The sequence below is a fragment of the Aromatoleum petrolei genome, assembly GCF_017894385.1.
Taxonomy (GTDB): Bacteria; Pseudomonadota; Gammaproteobacteria; order Burkholderiales; family Rhodocyclaceae; genus Aromatoleum; species Aromatoleum petrolei.
This window is the reverse complement of sequence record NZ_CP059560.1, coordinates 5092111-5112803: the sequence shown is the minus strand read 5'-3', so window position 1 is coordinate 5112803 and position 20693 is coordinate 5092111. Positions and strand designations below refer to the sequence as shown.

General features: G+C 62.5%; 18 protein-coding genes. 9 read left to right on the top strand and 9 right to left on the bottom strand.

All coding sequences use genetic code 11. The annotated features are described in order from the left end of the window. Nucleotides 1–334 precede the first annotated feature (334 nt). From ToN1_RS23400 to ToN1_RS23385, 4 genes are all read right to left on the bottom strand, one after another. A complete protein-coding gene (locus ToN1_RS23400) occupies nucleotides 335–1366 on the bottom strand; it encodes an ATP-binding protein (RefSeq protein ID WP_169205543.1) in 1032 nt (343 codons plus the stop codon). 12 nt (nucleotides 1367–1378) lie between these two features. After that, nucleotides 1379–3355, bottom strand: a complete 1977-nt coding sequence (locus tag ToN1_RS23395; RefSeq protein ID WP_169205542.1) for a hypothetical protein — start codon at nucleotides 3353–3355, stop codon at nucleotides 1379–1381. Further along, nucleotides 3339–4067, bottom strand: coding sequence for a hypothetical protein (locus ToN1_RS23390; RefSeq protein WP_169205541.1), 729 nt, complete (start codon nucleotides 4065–4067; stop codon nucleotides 3339–3341). The genes ToN1_RS23395 and ToN1_RS23390 overlap by 17 nt, the downstream gene beginning before the upstream one ends. Before the next feature lie 337 nt (nucleotides 4068–4404). Continuing rightward, nucleotides 4405–6288 carry a diguanylate cyclase gene (locus tag ToN1_RS23385; protein ID WP_169205540.1) on the bottom strand — a complete coding sequence of 628 codons (1884 nt, stop codon included), beginning with the start codon at nucleotides 6286–6288 and terminating at the stop codon, nucleotides 4405–4407. Between the two features lie 413 nt (nucleotides 6289–6701). Between ToN1_RS23385 and ToN1_RS23380 the strand changes: the two genes are divergently transcribed. Together ToN1_RS23380 and map are read left to right on the top strand one after the other, a co-directional pair. After that, the gene (locus tag ToN1_RS23380) at nucleotides 6702–6926 is read left to right on the top strand and encodes a ParD-like family protein (RefSeq protein WP_169205539.1); all 225 of its coding nucleotides are present in this window, start codon (nucleotides 6702–6704) and stop codon (nucleotides 6924–6926) included. After that, on the top strand, nucleotides 6926–7753 hold the full coding sequence (map, locus tag ToN1_RS23375; RefSeq protein ID WP_169205538.1) for a type I methionyl aminopeptidase: 828 nt from the start codon (nucleotides 6926–6928) through the stop codon (nucleotides 7751–7753). The genes ToN1_RS23380 and map overlap by 1 nt, the downstream gene beginning before the upstream one ends. A gap of 42 nt (nucleotides 7754–7795) precedes the next feature. Here the strand turns inward: map and ToN1_RS23370 are convergent, their stop codons facing one another. Genes ToN1_RS23370 through ToN1_RS23360 form a run of 3 tightly spaced genes read right to left on the bottom strand, consistent with a single transcriptional unit; the run spans nucleotide 7796 to nucleotide 9874 of the window. Next, nucleotides 7796–8341 carry a methyltransferase family protein gene (locus ToN1_RS23370; protein WP_169205537.1) on the bottom strand — a complete coding sequence of 182 codons (546 nt, stop codon included), beginning with the start codon at nucleotides 8339–8341 and terminating at the stop codon, nucleotides 7796–7798. Nucleotides 8342–8374: 33 nt separating this feature from the next. Next, nucleotides 8375–9628, bottom strand: a complete 1254-nt coding sequence (locus ToN1_RS23365; RefSeq protein ID WP_169205536.1) for a beta-ketoacyl-[acyl-carrier-protein] synthase family protein — start codon at nucleotides 9626–9628, stop codon at nucleotides 8375–8377. A 3-nt stretch (nucleotides 9629–9631) separates the two neighbouring features. Continuing rightward, nucleotides 9632–9874, bottom strand: coding sequence for an acyl carrier protein (locus ToN1_RS23360; protein ID WP_169205535.1), 243 nt, complete (start codon nucleotides 9872–9874; stop codon nucleotides 9632–9634). 93 nt (nucleotides 9875–9967) lie between these two features. On the opposite strand from ToN1_RS23360, the gene ToN1_RS23355 reads away from it, so the two are divergent. Continuing rightward, entirely contained in the window at nucleotides 9968–10663 is a 696-nt protein-coding gene (locus tag ToN1_RS23355; RefSeq protein WP_244860869.1) for a phosphatase PAP2 family protein, read from the top strand. A gap of 28 nt (nucleotides 10664–10691) precedes the next feature. On the opposite strand, the gene ToN1_RS23350 is transcribed toward ToN1_RS23355, so the two are convergent. Further along, on the bottom strand, nucleotides 10692–11198 hold the full coding sequence (locus ToN1_RS23350; protein ID WP_169205534.1) for a GNAT family N-acetyltransferase: 507 nt from the start codon (nucleotides 11196–11198) through the stop codon (nucleotides 10692–10694). Nucleotides 11199–11581: 383 nt separating this feature from the next. Here ToN1_RS23350 and ToN1_RS23345 point away from each other — a divergent pair, with 383 nt between their 5' ends. The 6 genes from ToN1_RS23345 (at nucleotide 11582) to ToN1_RS23320 (ending at nucleotide 19009) form a co-directional block, all read left to right on the top strand. Continuing rightward, the gene (locus ToN1_RS23345; RefSeq protein ID WP_169205533.1) at nucleotides 11582–12259 is read left to right on the top strand and encodes an OmpW/AlkL family protein; all 678 of its coding nucleotides are present in this window, start codon (nucleotides 11582–11584) and stop codon (nucleotides 12257–12259) included. A 152-nt stretch (nucleotides 12260–12411) separates the two neighbouring features. Further along, nucleotides 12412–13516 (top strand): peptide chain release factor 2 gene (gene prfB / locus ToN1_RS23340; protein WP_169205532.1). Its coding sequence is split into 2 segments (ribosomal slippage): nucleotides 12412–12492 and nucleotides 12494–13516, totalling 1104 coding nucleotides; the frame shifts between segments, so codons are not numbered across the junction. A 21-nt stretch (nucleotides 13517–13537) separates the two neighbouring features. Then, complete coding sequence (locus ToN1_RS23335) at nucleotides 13538–14836, top strand: hypothetical protein (RefSeq protein ID WP_169205531.1); 1299 nt, start codon at nucleotides 13538–13540, stop codon at nucleotides 14834–14836. After that, a complete protein-coding gene (locus ToN1_RS23330) occupies nucleotides 14836–15543 on the top strand; it encodes a hypothetical protein (RefSeq protein WP_169205530.1) in 708 nt (235 codons plus the stop codon). Before ToN1_RS23335 ends, ToN1_RS23330 begins: the two co-directional genes overlap by 1 nt. Beyond that, the gene (locus ToN1_RS23325) at nucleotides 15543–18335 is read left to right on the top strand and encodes an AAA family ATPase (protein ID WP_169205529.1); all 2793 of its coding nucleotides are present in this window, start codon (nucleotides 15543–15545) and stop codon (nucleotides 18333–18335) included. Before ToN1_RS23330 ends, ToN1_RS23325 begins: the two co-directional genes overlap by 1 nt. Before the next feature lie 41 nt (nucleotides 18336–18376). Next, the gene (locus ToN1_RS23320; protein WP_169205565.1) at nucleotides 18377–19009 is read left to right on the top strand and encodes a LysE family translocator; all 633 of its coding nucleotides are present in this window, start codon (nucleotides 18377–18379) and stop codon (nucleotides 19007–19009) included. A gap of 81 nt (nucleotides 19010–19090) precedes the next feature. Here the strand turns inward: ToN1_RS23320 and guaA are convergent, their stop codons facing one another. Next, the gene (gene guaA, locus ToN1_RS23315) at nucleotides 19091–20656 is read right to left on the bottom strand and encodes a glutamine-hydrolyzing GMP synthase (RefSeq protein ID WP_169205528.1); all 1566 of its coding nucleotides are present in this window, start codon (nucleotides 20654–20656) and stop codon (nucleotides 19091–19093) included. Between the last annotated feature and the right edge of the window lie 37 nt (nucleotides 20657–20693).

Here is a 20693-nt window from a genome sequence, read left to right as displayed (position 1 = left end):
GACGCACCATCAGGCCCAATTGACTCGGCGCTCCGTTCATCCACGCAGGTACAAGAAGGGTTCGGCCATGTACTTGGGCTGATCCGCCAGGGAGAAGCGGCTTCCGCCATAGGAGTCTGCAAAGCTGCGAAGCGTACAGGCAGTTCGCATCGGCCAGTTTCCATAAGAGCGTCAATGGTCCCTCGAATGGCAACGCCCAGTCAGCACGCCACACGAGGCCATTCTGAAGCACTCCGCTATCGTTTTGCATCACCACGGATGGATGTCCCGATCCGGTTCGTTCCGACGCTGCGGTATACGCCGAGTCACCGGCGACCGCTGCCATTCTCGTCGATCACACAATGGACGTCTCATATCTCGAGGCCGCAACAGCCTGCGACCACACGTCACCGTCGAACTCAGCGGTGCCGTGCTCTTGCTTCCAATAGGAATAGAGAAAGCTTCGAATTGCGCCGTTCATCCACAACATGCCAACCTCAAGCTTTCCCCGGCGCTTTCGACTCGCAACTGCCTCGAATTCCGCCCAGCAGGCACCGGCTTCATCTCTCATACGCCAGCCGTTAGCGTACGCCTGGGGTCGGAAGAACTGGCTGTAACTTATGCCACTGTTAGCGGGGTATTCGGAAATTCGCGGATCGTCAAGTGCCTTCATTAATTCGATAGTGTCCGAAACTGACGCAATTCCTCTGAAACTATTAATTGTCAACATAAAGCGTCCGATGAGATCCATTCGATGTGCCCCCATAAGCGCTTCACGCGTCGCCCGCAACACAGGTTGAGCGAAGATGACCGTAATAAGTCTTATGCCATAAGGGGCGCGCTGCAGGTCGTTCGACAGGTCACGTAGGAAGGTCAATTGCGGCTCATGCCAGTTTTGGCCCTCGTCCACGAAGAGTACGATACGGTCCTGACCTGTCTCTTGCACTGCAGCAACCCACATACCGAACAGTCGCCATCGTCTTTCTAACGCCGTTCGACCAAGATTTGCTGCACCGTGCCCACAGTCTTGCAATAGATCTGTGTAAAAGCTCAACTCGGTATTGCGGTCGTGGTCTTTGGCTCCCACCGTAAAGATCACCGCAGCGAAGTTCTGTTTCAACTGAGTTTTCAAAGCTCGGATAGCAAAGGTCTTTCCGAAACGAAATTCCGCAGTGAAACTGATTCCAGAATCGCGGTGAACGACGCCTTCCTCAACGATGTCGTAGGCGGCCTTGATTCCAGGGGTCGGAATTGTCGCAGTATCTAGTACGATAGGATGCGACTCAAAGGCACGCTCACGCTCGAAACCTGGAATCAAGAACGTTGATTCAAGAATTTTCTTTGCGTTGCTCAAGACGCCGATGTCTGGCGAACTGGTTTCGGTCACGACAGCCCTCTTTTAGGTCACGGATTTCCAGATCGGGCGCTTAACGGACGCCGGAACCGGACGACCGGGACTCACTGTGGCATTCCCTTGGCCATCTTCACTGCCCGGAGTTTGTGTCGGGATTGGGAGGCCGGAGACATAGGCGGCATTGGCGAGTTTCGTTCCTGTCCTAGAAACAGAAGTTGGCCGTTCGAGTGCCTCCTTATAGGCTTTGTTCGCGTAATACTCTAGAAGCTTTTCGACGGGATCATCCCCAAAACCCACCCAGAGTTCGCCGGCGTCGCACAGGGCATTAATCTGCGCACGCATTTCCCGACTATGAGGTGTGCGTCCCCATCCACCGTTCGCCGAAAGTGTCTCAAGCTCAATCCCGGACGGTAGGTAGGCCTGCACCTGCTGCATGTTCGCCTCGTGAATATGTATACGAAGCTGCGACCCGATGAATCCAAAGGAACGCGCGAGGACAGGTCCCGTATATCGAACACGGTCAATTTGGACGTAGGGCCGACGGCCTTCCTTCGTGTTTCCGCGAACGAATCGGGTCTCCACTACAACGCCGAGTTCGGGCCGATGGCCACTCGGCGGCGGCAACCGTCGCGGAAGGAAGGTCGGTTTAACGAGGAAAAGGTGGTTTCGCAGCACCTGCAGAGGTGACTGCCCCCCCAAACCGACGCTCGGTGTGGCGTTGTAGTTCGCCAGTACGACATCCGTCAGATCCAACAGGCCTTCCAACGTAATCCCATTCCGAATCGCCTCACGTACCGGGTTCTTTGGACGAACCGGATCTTGGGTATTTGACCCAGTGGTCGATGGCAGACGCTGGAACCCATACGTTTCAAGAGTCTTGAAGACGCGTTCAAGGGCATGGTTGTGAGCCCAGTCGGCCACCTTGCCATAAGTTAACGCGGCGCCAATGCGCTTTCGCGCGTTCTCTGAAATGCGGATAGAGTGATGGGCTGCGGCATTATCGAATTTGATAACCGCCGGAAAGCATCCGAGTAGCTCCGGGATTACCCCTGAGGGGAAGCCGGCTCCTTCCGCATATTTAAAACCTGGAATACTAAGTGGTCGTGGCTGCCAAGGAGTCTGGTTGAAGATTAAACTTTGCTCAGCCACTGCGGAGGAAATTTCTGTTCGTATCCCCACGCTATACCCGAGAATCGCGCGACTAATCTCATCCAAGAAGCAAACAATCCAGATCCGCTCAACGGGTACCAACTGTGGGCCAGCAACCCCGTTTACGATTATGCATCCGATACAATGCTCCTCGTGCGCGTCGATTCCCCCAACGTCGTAAGGTGCAAGCGCTAAGGGAAAGGCGCTGATTCCCGTGCCGACGGACAGTCGATCTGCAGCAGTCTGGCCGTATCGGGCTGCTATCGCTGACCGCGAGCCGCATTGAACCAAGTCGTTGACATAGCGCTCGATCGATTTTCGTGCGGTGGACTTTGTGTTCAAAGGGTATTCATCCTCACGTACACCTGCCGCCCGACACAAATCAGCAAAATCGCGTGCCAACTGCCGGATGGATTTGTGGACTTCATGAATCTTTCCTTTCCGAGATCTTTTCTTGATTAGGTCATCAAGCTGCTCGCGAATCTGCGGGTGATCGCCAAGGAATTTCGAAAAGGCACCTGCAAAACCGGCCGCTGTTCCGACCGGACCGACAGGTGGGGGAGTAGCGCGGGAGTACCGGCCAATTCGCAAAAATTTCAAAAGCGCGGGCCATCCAACCAACTGACCCTCGAGGTCTAGGGTGACGCATCGGTTTAATTGCCTGATAATCTCTTCTTCCGAGACCCCCGAGGCCTTGCTTGGCCCAGACAGTTTCCCTGTCCGCACATAGGCAGTAATGGCCTCCCGAAGTGCTGCGAAACGGTGCAACTCTTCCTCCTGCAACGCGTCTTCATCTACGCAGCGCCACCGAGTGATATCACGGTACTCTTGTGGTAAGGTTTTAAAGGTATAATGATTACCGTGGGCCTTCATGCTCGTCTCCTGACTCAATGAAGGTGTCGTCCGTCACTGGCGCTCTCTCAAGGTCGGCCCGAAATACCCCACTTAGGACTCCTCGGAATGCTGCCGCTACAAGGGCAGGCTGCTCTGCTGCGCTTCCGAGAGCGCGTATGTCGCCGAGTGTTGCGCCGCCATTCGCATGAATTAGGGCGGATACCGCGATATTTTCGGAGACGAGAGTGTTGCCGCGTAAAGCAGAAAGCCAAGCAATTACACGCTGCCAATTCATGATTTTTTGCGGACAGGCGAAGATGTCGCGATCGGTGCAGCGTCGGTAGAGCACACCGACTTTTACCGCGGCAGCGACTTTTTCCTCCCACTTAAGCTGACTTGCGCTTGAGAGCCCATCGAGTGAGGTAGATTCTAAGATTTCGCGGTACTCGATCCGCCCGTCTTTAAATGTGAGGACGGCATCAAACCGTGTCAGCAGCATTTGCTCACCGACCGAAACAGAATGCTCCACGCCCCCATATTCGACCGTCTTAACTGTTGCGTCGGACTCGACCCAAAGAAAGTGACCCCATTGCAAATTCCCTTTCAAGACCCAATCGCGGTCACTTCGGGGACTGAAGACGTACCAGAGTTTGCTCTGATTATCGTTGGCTATCGAATACGCTTCGGCTAGCTTGTGACGCAGTCTAGTGCCAAGCCGGCCGCTCGAATGCTTATGCCCGGTCTCGCCCATTTGAGCTCTCCTAGGCGGCTTGATAGCTGCCTCCTAAATGCTTAGTCCACGCCTGCTCGAGGTATTTTCTGGATCTGCCGGCGGATTTGGGGACCTTACACCTCGGGTTGGACGTTTGTGAGACATTCAGTTCTGAGACAGGTTCTGGCAACATCCTCTGGAAATTGTGTCCCCGCCAAAACCGCAGCACTCGGCTTGGATAATTGGTTCCAGAATTTCTTGACGAAGTAAATTGCGTCCCATTGATGGGATCTAATACGACCCCACGTCGGATTTAAGCTGCTGAGTTTTCACGACAATTCATTCGCATAGAAACGTTAATTTCGCGTCCAGCTGCTCAAACGCAATCCCCGTCCAGCCGGACGAATTGATCCCGTCCCCGCTCCTTCGCAACATAGAGCGCCCGGTCAGCCCGCTTCAGTGCCGCTTCGAGACTGTCATCGCCGGCGCAGTCGAAAGACGTCAAACCGATGCTCACGGTGAAGGACAGCGTATGTTCGCCGTCGCTTACGCGGCACTGCCGGATCTGGCCCAGCAGGCGCCTGGCGAATTCCTGCGCACCTTCGGCGTCCGTTTCGGGCAGCGTGATGCCGAATTCCTCGCCGCCGAGGCGGCCGACGATATCTCCCGCCCGCACGTTCAACACCTTCGCGAGCGCCTTGAGGACAAGGTCTCCCGTGGGGTGCCCATAGGTGTCGTTGATGTGCTTGAACTTGTCCGCGTCGAGGGACATCAGGGTCAGCGGACGCCCGTATCGTCTGGCATTGGCGATCAGCTCCTCGGTCCGCCTGGTCCAGGCGCCGCGGTTTAGGACGCCGGTCAAGGCGTCCGTCGTCGCCAGGCGCCGCATTTCTTCTTCAGTGGCCTTGCGGTCCGAGATGTCGCGGATGACGCAAACGAAGAGCGCCGGACCTGCGTTTTCAGTGCAGCCGACGGTGGCTTCGATGAAAAACTCGCGGCCGTCCTTCGATTGAGCCTTGAGCTCCCGCGTTTGCAGGATCGGGGATTCATCCGCGACCGTCGCACGGTTGACCGGAAGGTCTTCGATCGCTTCCGGCTCTGGAAGCAGGAAGCCGAGGCTGCGGCCAAGCGCCTCCCCCGCCGAATAGCCGAACATCTGCTCTGCGGCCATATTGAACTCGACGATCTTTTTTTCCTGGTCGCACACCACCACGGCGTCGGTCGCGGTATTCATGAAGAGCCGCGCACGTGCCTCGCTCAGACGCAGTTCGTTCGTGCGTGCTGCCACCCGTTCCTCCAGGTGGATGTTGGCTTCCGCGAGCGCATCGACGGCCTTGCGACGCCGCTGAAACTGGCGGTACGCAAAAACGGCGATGAGGATTAGCGCGAGATTGCTGCTTATGCCTATCGCTACATACCGTCGAGCGATCTGCCGCCACGGGGCGAGAACCTGGCTCTCGCTGACCGTGGCCGTGACGACGAGCGGGTATTTCGCCGAACTGGCGTACGCGCCAAGCGCCGATTCGTCCCCGAATAGTGCTCCGCCGCGGAAATCACCCTCGGCCGCGCGGTCGAGCAAGCCGCTGAACAGCGGCGTCTTCGACCAGTCGCGCGTGTAACAATCCTCGCTGTCGGGCAGGCAGGCAAGCGCCGCGCCACCGCGGAGGAACAGACGCAGCACGTAACCTTCCGGGAGGGCCTGGGCGCTCAGGATGTTCGCCAGACCGGCCTGATCGACCGCGGCAACGGCGACGCCCAGGAAGAGGCCGCCATCGTTCGTGATGCGGCGGCTGGTCGGCACGAACCGTCGGGCGCGTCTCATATCGACCAGTGGCGGTCCGATATACAGGCCGGCATCCCAGGAGTCGGTCTGCGCCGTGTAGTACTCGCGATGTGAGATGTTCAAGTCTGGCGCCGGAAACGACAAAGACGTCGCCGCAAGCTGACCGTCTGCGCGCGTTACCAGAAGCCAATGCACGTCGGGGGTGATCGCATGACGTCGCACTAGAAGACGGTGGATTTCGAGCTTGGTGAGGCCGGCTCTTATCCCGACGACTTCGCTGAGGCCGGAGAGCGTGCGGTCGTAGGTGTCGAAGAGCTGCTCGGCCCGACGCAGCACGACATTGCTCGAGACCTTGAGTGTCGCCGCTGCCTGTATCCCGAGCTGATCCAGGCTTTCGCGCGCAAGCAAGTGAAGTTGCAAGTCGACAACGAAGATGATCGCGATCACAGCTGCGATCCAACGGTACGCGATCTTCATTCGTATCGCCTCGGCTGACGGGCCGTAGGGGGTGTCGAGGAGGTTTCGGGGAAGTGCAACGGAGACTGCACGCCGTGTCATGTCGGGCAATCAATTTCGCGGCGGACTCGATAATATCATCCAGCACTCTGAATCATTTCCGTACGACGAGCCACTGCCGAAAGCGGGCGCCTGGCGCGAGGCTAACCCAAGCCGGAGCTGATCACGCGGGCGCTGGGCCGGCACGAGGCCATGATGAGCAGCCAGATCGGAGGGACCCAGCCGGCCTGCAGGACGTTCTCGAATGCGAGCACACACACGATGTGGGAGGGCTGCCCACCGACTCGCGATCCCAGATTCCGGTAACTGAGGAACGGATCAGACTGCTGATGGTAATATACGGACCATATACACAACGTAGATAGGATAGCCCGGTGGGAATCGTCAAGATCTCGGAACAGATGCATGAGGCCCTGCGCCGGACCAGCGGCGCGCTCAGTCGCTCCATTAACAGCCAGGCCGAGCATTGGCTGCGCGTCGGGATGCTTGCGGAGCTCAACCCCACGCTGAGCTACCGAGAAATCTGCCAGCTGCTGATTCAGGAAGAAGAGGCACACGGAGCGCCCTCCCCGCTGACGAACCTTGGCAGGGCAGCCTGATGGCAAAGAAGCAGCAGATCCCGATTCGCTCGCAGGCGGAGATCGAATTGGCACGTCGAGCCGGCGCATTGGCCGCCGACGTCCTCCGCATGATCGGAGAGCACGTGCGGCCGGGCGTGACCACCGACGAACTCGACCGCATCTGCCACGACTACATCGTGAACGTTCAGCGAGCCATTCCGGCGAATATCGGCTATCACGGCTATCCGAAGACGATCTGCGCTTCGGCGAACCACGTCGTGTGCCACGGCATCCCGTCCGCAAAACGACTGACCAGCGGAGACATCCTCAACATCGACGTGGCCGTGGTCAAGGACGGCTGGTACGGCGACAGCAGCCGCATGTACTTCGTCGGAAAACCCGGCGTCCTCGCCCGGCGACTCGTGCGCACCACCTATGAAGCCATGCGCGCGGGCATCCTTGCCGTCCGTCCCGGTGCAACGCTCGGTGATATCGGCCACGCCATCCAGAGCGTCGCCCAGCGCGAAGGCTTTACCGTCGTTCGTGAATATTGCGGCCACGGCATCGGCGACGTGTACCACGACGAGCCACAAGTCCTCCACTATGGCCGGCCCGGAGCCGGCCTGACGCTGGAGCCCGGCATGGTGTTCACGATCGAACCGATGATCAACGCGGGGCGCCCCGAAACCCGCGAACTGGGTGACGGCTGGACCGTGGTGACCAAGGATCATTCGCTGTCGGCACAGTGGGAACACATGGTCGCCGTCACCGCAGAGGGATTCGAGATCCTCACCCCGTGGCCGGATGGGTACGGGGACTATCCGGCGATCGAGGCCGGTGCACCGATGCCGGCGCAGGCGCTTTGAGCGCCGCGACAAGGGCCCCCTCATCCGCACGGTTCCTGCCGATCAGAACAGCCACGGAATGAAGCGGCGCGTGCCCTGCATGTAGTCGATGTAGGCCTGGCCGAAATAGGCGACGCATTCCTTTTCATCGGCCAGCGCGGTCAGCAGCACGCAGGCGCTTCCGAAAAGGGCGAGCGCGAAGGCGGGCCAACCGGGGGCGCGGAAGAACATGCCCCAGTTCAGCGCGAGCAGCGCGCTGTACATCGGGTGGCGAATGAGGCCGAAGATGCCGCGCGTGACGAGCTCGGAGGTCTTTTCCCAGCTGTAGAGCGAGCCGTCGTCGCGACGGGTGGTGTCGCGCTTGCCCTCGCGGCGCAGGGCGATGAAGCCGAAGACCAGCGGGAGCAGGCTCAGTTGCAGCAGGGCTTCGGAAAGCAGTTGATCACCTGCCGGCTCGCGATTGAGTAGCGTCAGCGCGAGGATCGTCTCCCACGCGAAGAAGCGGTAGAAGCCGTGGCTGCCGGGATTGCGCAGCGGCTTGCGCGACAGCCATAGCAGGCCGGCGGTGCCGGTCAGCAGCAGCGGCAGATTTGAGATCGGCAGGCTCATCGGCGTTTCCGCGTGACGGCGGCTCTTCCCGTCTTATTGGCGGACAGCGCGGAAAACGAGGACGGCGTTGCTGCCGCCGAAGGCGAATGAATTCGAGAGTGCCGCTCGCACTGCGGCTCCGTGGCAGGCGCCGGTCAGGTGTTCGACGCCGGTGCAGGCGGGGTCGAGATTGCCGTCAAGGTTGATGGTGGGCGGCAATGTATCGTCGCGCAGCGCGAGTACGGAGGCGATCGCCTCGATGGCGCCCGCAGCGCCGAGCAGGTGACCGTGCATCGATTTGGTCGCGCTCACTGGCAGCGTTTTCGCCCGTTCGCCGAACACTGACTTGAGTGCAGCGATTTCGACCGGATCGCCTTCCGCGGTTGCGGTGCCATGGGCATTGACGTAGCCGACGTCGTCGGCGGCCAGTCCCGCGTCGGCAAGCGCCGCCTGCATGGCGCGGACCTGGCCGGCAGCTTCGGGGCGCACGAGGTGGCTGTGGTCGCAGCTTGCTCCGTAGCCGACGATCTCCCCGTGTATGCTTGCGCCGCGATCAAGCGCGTGATCCCAGTCCTCCAGGACCAGTGCCGCCCCGCCTTCGCCGAGAACCAGGCCGCGGCGATCGCTGGCGAAGGGGCGGCAGGCGGTGGGCGAGGTTTCCGCGTTGCCGGGGGCCATCACGCGCAGGGCTTCCCACGCACGCGCGACGCCGTAGGCTTGCGGCACGTCGGAGCCGCCGGTCACCATGACCGTCGCTTCGCCCGAGCGCACGCGCCGGAAGGCTTCGCCAATGGCGACGGCCGACGACGCGCAGGCGACGGTGTGGCTCGTGCTCGCGCCCCCCAATCCGAGCTGGATCGAGATGTGGGCATTGGCGGCGTTGTTCATGCCGAGCAGCACCGAGAGCGGTGACAGGCGTTCGCGGCCCCGCTGCCACAGTTCGCGATAGCCCTTTTCATAGGCAAGGGTGCCGCCGAGTGCAGTGCCCCAGGATACGCCCCAGTCGTCGCGCGATTCTTCACCGGCGCTGCGCGGGAGGCCGGCGGAGTCCCACGCGTCGAAGGCTGCCGCCATGCCGAGTTGTGCGAAGCGGTCCATCATCGCGGCCAGCGGCTTGCCGAGCACAGCATCGGCATCGAACGCCGGACATGCGACAAAGGGAATCGACAGCGGGCGCGGCTGATCGTCGGTGAGCAGATACCGGATCGCCGTTTCTCCGGCGCACAGGCGGCTGAAGAAATCCGCGAGATCGCCACCGAACGGGCTGACCAATCCGAGGCCCGTGATCGCAACCCGACGCCGGACCATGGTTCAGTGCGCGCCGGCGGCGGCGATCAGGCCGTCCATGGCCGCCACCATGTCGCCGACGCTTCTCGGGTTCTCGAGATCGCTCGGGACCTTGATTCCGAAGCGGTCTTCGAACGCGAACATCAGTTCGAGCATCATCAGCGAGTCGACCCCGAGGTCCACCAATAGCGCATCCGGAACGACCTTCTCGGATGCCACACCCAAGCGTTCGTCGAGAAATTCGCGAATAAGTGCAATTGAATTCATAGGGCGCGAATTTTATATGAAATCAAATGTTTCACCATAGGTGGCTCGGTCGTTTCAAGTGCGTTCGCGGATGTTTGGTACTATCCGCCGGCCATGACGACACTCTCCGCCACGCCGCTGGATGCTGCGCCCCGCTCCACCTGGTTCCGCCAGTTGGCGACCCGTTTCGCGACGCTCTGGCCCCTCAAGGCGGCGGGAACCATGATTTTCATGGTTTTGTTCTTCATGGGGTACTTCACGGTCCTGCGTGATCCCCTAACCGCTCCGACCATGATGCCGCGCGTTGCCGCAGACGCCTGGATCCCCTTTTCCGCGGCCGCATTCCCGATCTACGCAAGCCTGTGGGTGTACGTGTCGCTTCCCCCTGCCTTCATTGGCAGCCTGCGCCCGCTGCTCTGGTTCGGCGTGTGGATCTCCCTCCTGTGCGCGTTCTGCCTCGGCATTTACTGGGTGCTTCCGACCGCGGTGCCGTCTGCCGGCATCGATTGGTCTGAATACCCGCAACTCGCGATGATCAAGAATGTGGACACAGCCGGCAACGCCTGTCCGTCGCTGCACGTTGCATCGTCGGTATTCAGCGCGCTATGGCTCGAGCGAATCGCGCGCTCCGTGGGTGCGCCGGCATTGTTGCGCTGGGGAAATGCCCTGCTCTGCTTGGCAATCCTGTGGTCGACGATAGCCACCCGCCAGCACGTCGTGCTCGACGTGATTGCCGGCATCGTCGTCGGTCTGGCTTTCGCGCTGCCGTCCCTCCGGCATATCTCGCGGATGGCGCCGAAGTTCCTTTGAGTGTCGGGTCGCCGGGCGCAACCCCTGCTCAGGTGACGCCGGGCGGCGGATTGTCGAGCGGTTTCTGCCAGAACAGCGCGGTGCCGGCGCTTGCGTCGAGCGCGTAATCGCTGAACCCGAATTTCACGTACGCCGCCCGCGCAGCATCGTTGCCGCTGAGCACCTCCAGGGTGATCTTGCAGCATCCGCGCTCCTTGGCAACGGTTTCCACCGCCTCCAACAGAAGCTGACTCGCGCCACGTCCGCGGTATTCCGCGAGAATGACGAAATCGTGGATGTTGATGAGCGGTCTCGCGGCGAAGGTCGAGAGAGTCTCAAAGCAATTCGCCAACCCCATTGCGACGCCTTCCGCGAAGGCGATCAGGCTGAACGCATGTGGTTGGCGAGCAAGCGCCCCCACGACCCTATCCTTGACCGCTGTCGGCAATGCTTCCCCTCCACCCATCGGGTCGCGCGCATAGGCGTCGAGTAGCCTGACTATGGCGACGGCATGCTCGGAGTTATGATAATCGGCACGTATGACTTCGATGGACATGTGTATCTTCTTGAAGGTCCTGCTGGAGGAATCGTCATCTTACCTCGGCCGCATCGCCGCGTTCGCGGGTCGGTATTCAAACGGTGCGCGCATGCGCAATTTCTATACGGCGACGCGGAAAATATGGGTGCGGTTACCCACTAAAGATTTTTGGCTTAACGACGCCTTCAATCGGCAGCGATTGCCATATGGGTTTGCGAAGCGCTGGAATGGCCAGCAGGCCTCGATTGACGCGCTATGCGGCCGATAACACTGTGGCGAGCGTGGTTTTATTTTGATATTCGTCAAACCTCTGCCAAATATTTGTGCGGCGCACATAGCCACGACTGAAAAGTGGGTACTATGCCCCATAGTTCATTCGCGCCATGCAAGAGGAGTAGCTCATGAAAAAATCGCTCGTCATCGCATCCATGCTCGCCCTGGGCGCAGCAAGTCCGTTTGCGCACGCCTACAAGGCTGGCGACTTCGTTGTCCGCGCAGGTGCGGCGACGGTAAACCCGGAAATGGGGGGCTCCGATGTCTCATCGAGTGCCACAGGCAAGATCGCCGGTTCGAATGCCACCGTCAGCGACAACACGCAACTCGGCCTGACGTTCGGCTATATGCTGACCGACCACGTCGGCGTCGAACTGCTCGCCGCCACTCCCTTCAAGCACAGCGTCAGCGTCAAGGGACTGCCCGCAGGCCTCAACGGCAAGCTCGCTACCATCGAGCAACTGCCGCCGACGGTCACGCTGCAGTATTTCCCCATGGATTCCAGCTCGAAGTGGCAGCCATACGTGGGTGCCGGCATCAATTACACGACCTTCTTCAATGAAGATCTGACGGATGCCCGCAAGGCTCAAGGGTTTTCTCATCTCGATCGCGAGGACTCCTGGGGGCTCGCCCTGCAGGCCGGTATCGACTACATGCTGACCGACAAGATCGTGCTGAATGCGGCAGTTTGGCGTATCGGCATCGACAGCCATGCCACGGCGCGGCACCCCGCGCTCGGCAAGGTCAAGGTTAGTGTCGAGATCGATCCGTGGGTGTACATGGTCGGCGTCGGCTACAAGTTCTGATCCCGGCAGCGTCCGGGGCACTGGACGGCGACCTGCGGGTCGCCGTCTGCATTTCCGGCCCGCGCGAACGTCTTCCAATACGTAGCCAAGCGCGCGGAGTGATCCGATCGGGGTATACTCACGGGTTTCCCAGAATCGCCCGGAGCCCCGCCATGGAAGCCGAACGCATCAACGCTATCTCCCAGAAACTCGACGACCTGCAGGCCCGCGGTCGCGAACTTCGGAGGTATCTTTGACTACGACGAAAAGGCGTCGAAGCTCGAAGAAGTAACCCGCGCGCTGGAAGATCCGGCCGTGTGGAACAATGCCGAGAAAGCTCAGGACCTCGGCAAGGAAAAGCGTCAGTTGGAGGATGTCGTCGTCAATCTGCGCGACATCGAACAGTCGTCAATCGACCTCAAAGACCTGTTCGAACTCGCTCAGGCCGAGGACGACGAGGATACGTTGACGGCGGTTGAAGCCGACCTCGCCCCTCTCGAGGCGAAGGTGCACGCACTCGAATTCCGCCGGATGTTCTCGAATCCGATGGACCCGAACTCGTGCTTCATCGAAATCCAGGCGGGTGCGGGTGGCACCGAGGCCCAGGACTGGGCCGGAATGCTCGAGCGAATGTACCTGCGCTACTGCGAGCGCAAGGGCTTCGCTGTGGAACTGATGGAAGAGTCCGAGGGCGAAGTCGCCGGCATCAAGGGCGCCACGATCAAAGTCAGCGGTGAGTACGCCTACGGCTTCCTGCGTACCGAAACCGGCATCCACCGCCTCGTGCGCAAGAGCCCGTTCGACTCCAATGCGCGTCGCCACACCAGCTTCTCGTCGGTGTTCGTGTATCCGGAAGTCGATGATTCGATCGAGATCGACATCAATCCGGCCGACCTGCGCATCGACACCTATCGCGCTTCCGGCGCCGGCGGCCAGCACATCAACAAGACGGACTCCGCGGTGCGCATCACGCACGAACCGACGGGCGTCGTTGTGCAGTGCCAGAACGACCGCTCGCAGCACAAAAACAAGGCCGAAGCGATGTCCATGCTGAAGGCCCGCCTGTACGAGCTGGAACTGCGCAAGCGCCAGACCGAGCAGCAGAAGCTCGAAGACTCCAAGAGCGACATCGGATGGGGGCACCAGATCCGCTCCTACGTGCTCGACCAGTCGCGCATCAAGGATCTGCGTACGAACTACGAAGTCGGTAACACCCAGGCCGTGCTCGACGGCGACCTGGATGACTTCATCGCGGCGAGCCTCAAGCAGGGTGTCTGACGCAGTTTCGCAACGCGCTGCATGACGCTCGACTTCACCGACTCTCTCGCCCCGGGCGTCACCGCGGACGACGTGCCCGAATTGGGCATGCTCGCCTCGGCCGCGCCGCTCGTGGGTGCCTTCATCACGCTGTTTCGCGGCTCCGAGACCGAGGTCATGCTGCGCCTCTTGGTGCTGCGCGAGATCGGCCAGGAATCCGATTCGCCGCGCTGGTCGCCGGAGGCCCTGCGCGCGCGTTTCACCTACTTGGACGACGTCAAACTCGAAACCGTCCTCAAGCGCCTGCGCGACAACGCGCTGCTCGAGTTCGGCGAAGACGGCCTGTACCGCGTTTCAGACCTCGGCCGCAACGCGGTCGCGGCGATCACGATGGTGCTTCGTTTCTCGACCGAGGAGGACGCGGAACTCGGCTTCCTCACCGCGCAGCTCGCCGGGCTTCAGGCGGTCGGCAGCATCACGCCGGAGGCGCTGGGTCACCTTCTGTCCAAGCTCAACGACCTCACCTGGCACTTCGAGGAAGCGATCGCCTCAGGATCCGAATTCAACATCCTTGGGGCGCGACGCCGCCTCTCGGCCAACGAGCGCTGGCTAGCGCGCGGTACGGAGATTCTCAACGGCCTCCTCGCCGACCCCGAGGTGCCGTTCGAAATCGCCCGCATCGCCCAGCGGATCGGCCTCGCGCAATCCCGGCTGGCCCGTGTCGACGCAGGCTTTCAGCGCGCCCTGAACAAGATCGAATCGCAGCGCGTGACCCTCGGCGCGTCGGGCATTTCCTCGTCCGACGTTGCCGCCTGGCTGCGCCGGCTCGATGCCGGCATGCTCGCCCGTTTTGCCGAGGATGCCGTTGCGGCAGTGCCCGAGACGACGCTCCTCGCGGGGGGCCATGAACTGCTGGACCGCGCCGAGGCTGTCCTGTCCGATGAGGTCCGCACCGATGAGACCGAACTGGCTCTGCCGCCCCCGGATGCTGCTGACGTCCGCACCGCGCCAGAGCACGACGACCTCGCCCTGCTCGAGCACCTCACGCGACGCATCGCCAGGCTGTCGGACAGCGCGCCGCTGCAGCATATCGTCGCCGGCGGCGGGTTCGCGCCCGCGGCCTACCGGCTATCGCTCCTCGCGCTCCTCGCGGACGGCGAATCTGCGGGTCCGGCCGACGGCCCGATCGGCGATTTCATGCGCCTGCCTGTGGACGTTCAGTTCGGCGACCGCCTCGTGCGCGTCGACGAGGACGAAATCGCCGCGATCTCCGATGGCACGATCACGCCCTGCGGCACCGTCGCGCCCGCTGCCGTCGAAACACCCCTGCAGGACGCCTGATGGAACACGAACTCAAGACCCTCACGGCGCGGCTCGTCGCCAATCGCTGGCTGCCTCGCAGCGACCGCCTCGTGCGGCGCGCGCTGGTGGACGAATCCTTCCGCGTCGAACTCGACCACCGTCTTGCCGCGATCGGACTGCAACTGCAGGACAATCCTTACGCCAGCCATGTCGCCGTCGCGCTCGCTCCTGACATGATGGAACCGGTATTCGGCGCGCGCCGCGAGTATGCGGCAAGCAACGTTGGACTCACGCGCGACGAAATCGCTCTCCTTGTGGTGATCTGGTCGCTGATCATCCTGCCCAAGCGCGAACGACAGGTCACGCGTCGCGAGCTTGCCGACGACGGTCAAGGCGACATGTTCGGTGCCGACAAGCCGATGGCGCACGGCGAAAGCGTCTCGGCGGCGCTGTCGGAGGCCTCGCTGATCGCGGACTTCGGCCCGCGGCTCGGGGGGCGCACAAAGGTCAAGAACTTCATGCTTGGCAAGCTCGCGCGCCTGGGGTTCATCGAGCGCCGCAATGGCATCATCAATGAAGGGCCGCTGCTCGACGTGGCCCTCGACTACCGAGTGTTGGCCGACCGCATCATCCACGGGACCCTCGCCGAGGTCCTCGCCAGCGCAGGTCACGCCCTGGCGGACCACAACGCCTTCGAACAGGCCGATGTCCTGCCCGACGAGCCGTACGACGAGGAAGAAGCCTGATGTTCCATATCAAACAGCTCGAACTCGTCCACTGGGATTACTGGCGTCGCTTCACGCTGCCGCTGGACGCGCAGATCATCACCATCGTCGGTCCCAACGGCTCGGGCAAGACCACGCTCCTGGACGCCCTGCGCACCCTGTTCGCCCTTCGCTGCTCAGGCAAACGCGACTTCCGTCGCTACGTGCGCCGCGCGGAACGGAGTTTCGCCTGGATCCGTGCCGTCGTCGCCAACCAGCCGGGCTCCACCGGGCGGCGCCCTTTCTTCCCCTGCCTTCAGGATGAAGTCACCCTCGCCTGCCGCATCCGGCGCGGCGGCGGCGAATGGACGCGCGACTACACGATCGTCGACGGCGACGTCGCAATCGAGGACTTGGAACGCAACGAGGACTGGGTCGGCCTGCGCGACTACCAGAACCGCCTTGCCTGGGGTGGTCTGACCCCGGCCATCGCCAAGGTCTTGGCCTTGGAGCAGGGCGATACCGACAAGCTCTGCGAATACTCGCCCAAGGCCTTGCTGGAGCTGGTCTTCGACGTGTTCGGCGACAAGGAGGTTCTCGACAACTACCAGGCGGCGCGCGAGGAGCAGAAAAGCGCCGAACGCGAACTCGACGACCTCGGCCTCGATCTCGACCGCCTGCGCGCCCAGGCCGAAGGGCGCCGTCTGGAAGCCGACAACTACCTGCTGTGGAAGCAACTCACCGACGAGGCGCAGGCGCTCGACGGCGAAGTGATCCCGCGCCTCGAAGCGGCCGAACTCGCGCGCGACGTCGCCGCCGAGCGAATGGAAATCGCTCGGCAAGGCGATGAGCGCATTACCCGCCAGGCCGAGCGCCGCGCTGCCCGACAGCGTCTCGATGAGGTGCAGGCAGAGAAGGTCATGGCCGAAGCCGAGCGAAAACGCCTGCGCGCCATCCTTGAAGAAGCGGAGACCGTACACCTCGTGGCGCACGATCAGGTCCGCGACGGCGAGAAGCTACTCGCCGAGCGCGACGCCCTGCGTGCGCAGCTCGCCGCCGAACACGGTGAAGATGCCGTCGCCCTGGAGCGCGAACACGAGGCCACCGAGGCGGCACTGGCCGAACTGCGCAAGCGGGAGCGGGAACTGATCGCGCAGTTCGAGGACAAGACCCAGACCCTGCGCAACGCCAAGAACCGGGCCGGACCGCCGAGCGACCCCGAGGTCGCCCGCTTTCGCGCCCTGCTCGACGAGAACGGCATCGCACATCGCGGCCTCGCCGAAGTCATCGAAGTCACCGACGTCACCTGGCAGGCCGCGCTCGAGGCGGTGCTGCGCCCCTACCGCCATGTGATCCTGCTCGAACGCGAATCTGACCGGCACACGGCCTGGGCTCTCGGCGAGCGGGAGCGTTTTCGCCATTTCGTCGTCCCCGAACGCGAGGAAGCGCCCCCCGCCGCGCTGCGCAGCCTCGCTGAGGTGGTGCGCTTTTCGGCGCCCATCCCCCGCTGGCTCGCCGACCTCCTGAACCGCATCCGCCGCGTCGACAGCGTCGAGGCTGCGCGGGACCTCCCACGCGAAGTCGAGTGGATCACCCGCGACGGCTACCATCGCGAACGCCGTGGCGCGCGCCACCTCGGCCGCCCCAACGAATTCCACTTCGGCGAACTCGCCCGCCAGTCGCGCATCGAACAGCTCGAAGCGGACGTCCTCGTCCTCGACAAGCAACTGCAGGCGTTGCGGCCGAAGGCCGCGGAGGCCGCCGAGCGCCTCACCTCCCTGCGCCAACGCCTGCTCGGCCTGCAGTCGGCGCAGCTCCTCGCCGCCAAGGCGCAAGCCTACGCCGAGGCCGAGGCTGCCCTCCCCGCCGCCCGCGCGGCACTTACAGCCGCCATAGGCGAGCGGGCGGAGGCCAAGGGCGCGCTCGATCAGCTCGCCGGCAAACTTTCAGGCATCGACATCGAGATCGACCGCCGCAACCGCGAGTTGCGCGCGCTTGAAACGCGGCTCGCCGAACTCGAGCACGACTCCGCCCCGCGCCGCCGCACGCAGGCCGAACGTATCCAGCGTCTGCGCCGCATCCGCCGCGGCATGCCCGCGCATTGGCGCAATCCGGCCGATCTCGCGCTGCTCGCCGAGCGCTACGAGAACGCCGCCGCGGCTCGCCGCGAACGCGACCGTCTGCGCGCCCGCCTCAGTGAAGGGGACTGGGTCACCGACCCGACCGCCCTCACTTTGTCCGAACGCCTCAAGGCCGACGTCCACCAACGCGAACGCGACTACCAGGACCGCCAGGGTTACTGCGCCACCGCCAAGCGTCTCACCGAGGAAGCGCGCAACGCCTACATCGCCAAACTGCGCGCGACCGTCCGCCAGTACTGCAAGAACCTCAAGGCGTTGGGGGACCTCGCGAACGTCAGCGTCGACTGCCCGATGCCCGTGCTCGGCACGGACGATCTCTCTCTCGCTCAGGCCGGCCTCGAAGTGCGCTTCGACTTCGACCGCAAGGGTGCCGTCGGCCTCAATGACGGCGAAGCGTCGGGCGGTCAGCAGGTGATGAAATCGCTGATCCTGCTCATCGCGCTGCTGATGGACGACGCCCGCCCCGGCGGATTCGTCTTCATCGACGAGCCCTTCGCCCACCTCGACGTGGCCAACATCGACCGCGTCGGCACCTTCCTGCGCGCCACGCGCGCCCAATACCTGATCACGACCCCCGTCACCCACAACGCGAACGTCTTCGCCCCCGCGCAGCTCACGCTGGTCACCCGAAAGAAGAAACCCGGCGACGAGTGGGCGCCGACGATCGGCGTGCTATCGCGTCAGGTGGCGTGAGCCGGGATGGATCGATAGACCTCGCACACATCGCACCGACCATGTTCGATCACTTCCAGTGGGTCCCCTTCCTCGTCGCGATCACCGTGCTGACGATGTCTCCCGGTCTCGACTCGCTGCTGGTGATCCGCAACGCCGCTCGCGGCGGACTGCGCGACGGAATGCTCACCAGCCTCGGAATCTGCACCGGCCTGTTCGCTCATGCGACGGTGTCGGCATTGGGCCTGTCCGTGATCCTGCTCGGCTCGGCGACGCTTTTTTCCGCGATGAAGTTCGCTGGAGCCGGCTACCTCATCTGGCTGGGGATCCAGAGTCTGCGCTCCGCGCGGAGCGCACGCGGGCTCACGATTCCGGAGCAGCGCAGCCAACGCGTCCCGGCCGCGTTGTCGCTGCGCGAGGGCCTGCTGTCGAATGTGCTCAACCCCAAGCCCATCATCTTCTACATGGCTTTCCTGCCGCAGTTCATCGATCCTGCGCATTCGGCCATGGTCCAGTCGCTCGCGATGGCGGCGATGCATTTCACCATCGCGATGATCTGGCAGGGCTTGTTGGTCGTGATGGTCGATCGGGCACGCGACCTTCTTGCCCGCCCCCGCGTCGGCAGCGTGCTTGATGGCATCTGCGGAATCCTGCTTATCGGCTTCGGCGCCAAACTCGCAGCCACGCAATCCTGACCCTGAAAACGGGAACCTCGGCCGGAGCCGGGGTTCTTGTACTGCTCCTGTCCGCCGACAGCACCTGCCGGCGAACGCATATCACTCCCACTCGATCGTTGCGGGCGGCTTGCCGGAGATGTCGTAAACCACCCGGTTGATGCCGCGGACCTCATTGATGATGCGATTCGAGACCTTGCCGAGCAGGCTGTGCGGGAGCTCGGCCCAATGCGCCGTCATGAAGTCCTGCGTTTCCACCGCGCGCAGGGCGACCACGTACTCGTAGGTGCGGCCGTCGCCCATTACGCCGACGCTCTTTACCGGCAGGAAGACGGCGAACGCCTGGCTGGTCTTGTCGTACCAGTCGGCTGCACGCAATTCGTCGATGAAGATCGCGTCTGCGCGACGCAGCAGGTCGGCGAATTCCTTCTTCACCTCGCCCAGGATGCGCACGCCGAGACCCGGTCCGGGGAAGGGATGGCGATACACCATGTCGTGCGGCAGGCCCAAGGCGATGCCGAGTTCGCGCACTTCGTCCTTGAACAGTTCGCGCAGCGGCTCGAGCAGCTTCAGCTTGAGGGTCTCCGGCAGCCCGCCGACGTTGTGGTGGCTCTTGATCGTGTGCGCCTTGCCGGTCTTGGAACCGGCAGACTCGATCACGTCGGGATAGATCGTGCCCTGTGCCAGCCACTTCGCATTGGGCAGCTTCTTCGCCTCGGTCTGGAAGACCTCAACGAACTCGCGACCGATGATCTTGCGCTTGGCCTCCGGATCGGACACCCCCTTGAGGTGCCCCATGAACTGCTCGGTGGCATCGACGTGGATGACCTTCACCCCGAGGTTGCGGGCGAAGGTTTGCATCACCTGCTCGGCCTCGTTCAGGCGCAGGAGGCCGTTGTCCACGAACACGCAGGTCAGTTGGTCTCCGATCGCGCGATGCAGCAGCGCGGCGACAACGGACGAATCGACGCCGCCCGACAGGCCGAGGATGACCTCCTCGTTGCCCACCTGGGCGCGCACCTTTTCGATCGCCTCGTTGACGTAGTCCGGCATGTTCCAGTCGTGACCGCAGCCGCAGATCTCGTGCACGAAGCGGGCGATCATTTCCTTGCCCTTGAGCGTGTGCGTGACTTCGGGGTGGAACTGCACTGCGTAGAACTTGCGCGTCTCGTCGGCCATCGCCGCGACCGGGCAGGACTCGGTGCTGGCGATCACCTTGAAGCCCGGCGGCAGTTCGGTGACCTTGTCGCCGTGGCTCATCCACACGTCCAGGAGCCCGTGCCCTTCGTCGTTGGTACAATCCTGAATGCCACGGAACAGCTCGGAATGACCGCGTGCGCGGATCTCGGCGTAGCCGAATTCACGCTTGCCGGAGCTCTCGACCTTGCCGCCGAGCTGCTGCGCCATGGTCTGCATGCCGTAACAGATCCCCAGCACGGGCACGCCGAGTTCGAACACGGCTTGCGGCGCCTTCCATTCCAGTGCCTCATACACCGAGTTCGGTCCGCCCGAGAGAATGACGCCGGCCGGTGCGAATTCGCGCACGAAATCATCGGAAACGTCGAAGGGATGGAGTTCGCAATACACCTGCTGCTCGCGCACGCGACGGGCGATGAGCTGGGTGACCTGGGAACCGAAATCGAGGATGAGGATTTTCTGGTGAGCCATGGCAACGGTCTCGGGCTACGAAAAAAGGAAAGGCGGC

Coding starts and splice junctions, on each gene's coding strand:
- ToN1_RS23395 (WP_169205542.1), bottom strand. CDS start 3,355: ATGAAGGCCCACGGTAATCATTATACCTTTAAAACCTTACCACAAGAG.
- ToN1_RS23390 (WP_169205541.1), bottom strand. CDS start 4,067: ATGGGCGAGACCGGGCATAAGCATTCGAGCGGCCGGCTTGGCACTAGA.
- ToN1_RS23385 (WP_169205540.1), bottom strand. CDS start 6,288: ATGAAGATCGCGTACCGTTGGATCGCAGCTGTGATCGCGATCATCTTC.
- map (WP_169205538.1), top strand. CDS start 6,926: ATGGCAAAGAAGCAGCAGATCCCGATTCGCTCGCAGGCGGAGATCGAA.
- ToN1_RS23370 (WP_169205537.1), bottom strand. CDS start 8,341: ATGAGCCTGCCGATCTCAAATCTGCCGCTGCTGCTGACCGGCACCGCC.
- ToN1_RS23365 (WP_169205536.1), bottom strand. CDS start 9,628: ATGGTCCGGCGTCGGGTTGCGATCACGGGCCTCGGATTGGTCAGCCCG.
- ToN1_RS23360 (WP_169205535.1), bottom strand. CDS start 9,874: ATGAATTCAATTGCACTTATTCGCGAATTTCTCGACGAACGCTTGGGT.
- ToN1_RS23355 (WP_244860869.1), top strand. CDS start 9,968: ATGACGACACTCTCCGCCACGCCGCTGGATGCTGCGCCCCGCTCCACC.
- ToN1_RS23350 (WP_169205534.1), bottom strand. CDS start 11,198: ATGTCCATCGAAGTCATACGTGCCGATTATCATAACTCCGAGCATGCC.
- ToN1_RS23345 (WP_169205533.1), top strand. CDS start 11,582: ATGAAAAAATCGCTCGTCATCGCATCCATGCTCGCCCTGGGCGCAGCA.
- ToN1_RS23335 (WP_169205531.1), top strand. CDS start 13,538: ATGACGCTCGACTTCACCGACTCTCTCGCCCCGGGCGTCACCGCGGAC.
- ToN1_RS23330 (WP_169205530.1), top strand. CDS start 14,836: ATGGAACACGAACTCAAGACCCTCACGGCGCGGCTCGTCGCCAATCGC.
- ToN1_RS23325 (WP_169205529.1), top strand. CDS start 15,543: ATGTTCCATATCAAACAGCTCGAACTCGTCCACTGGGATTACTGGCGT.
- ToN1_RS23320 (WP_169205565.1), top strand. CDS start 18,377: ATGTTCGATCACTTCCAGTGGGTCCCCTTCCTCGTCGCGATCACCGTG.
- guaA (WP_169205528.1), bottom strand. CDS start 20,656: ATGGCTCACCAGAAAATCCTCATCCTCGATTTCGGTTCCCAGGTCACC.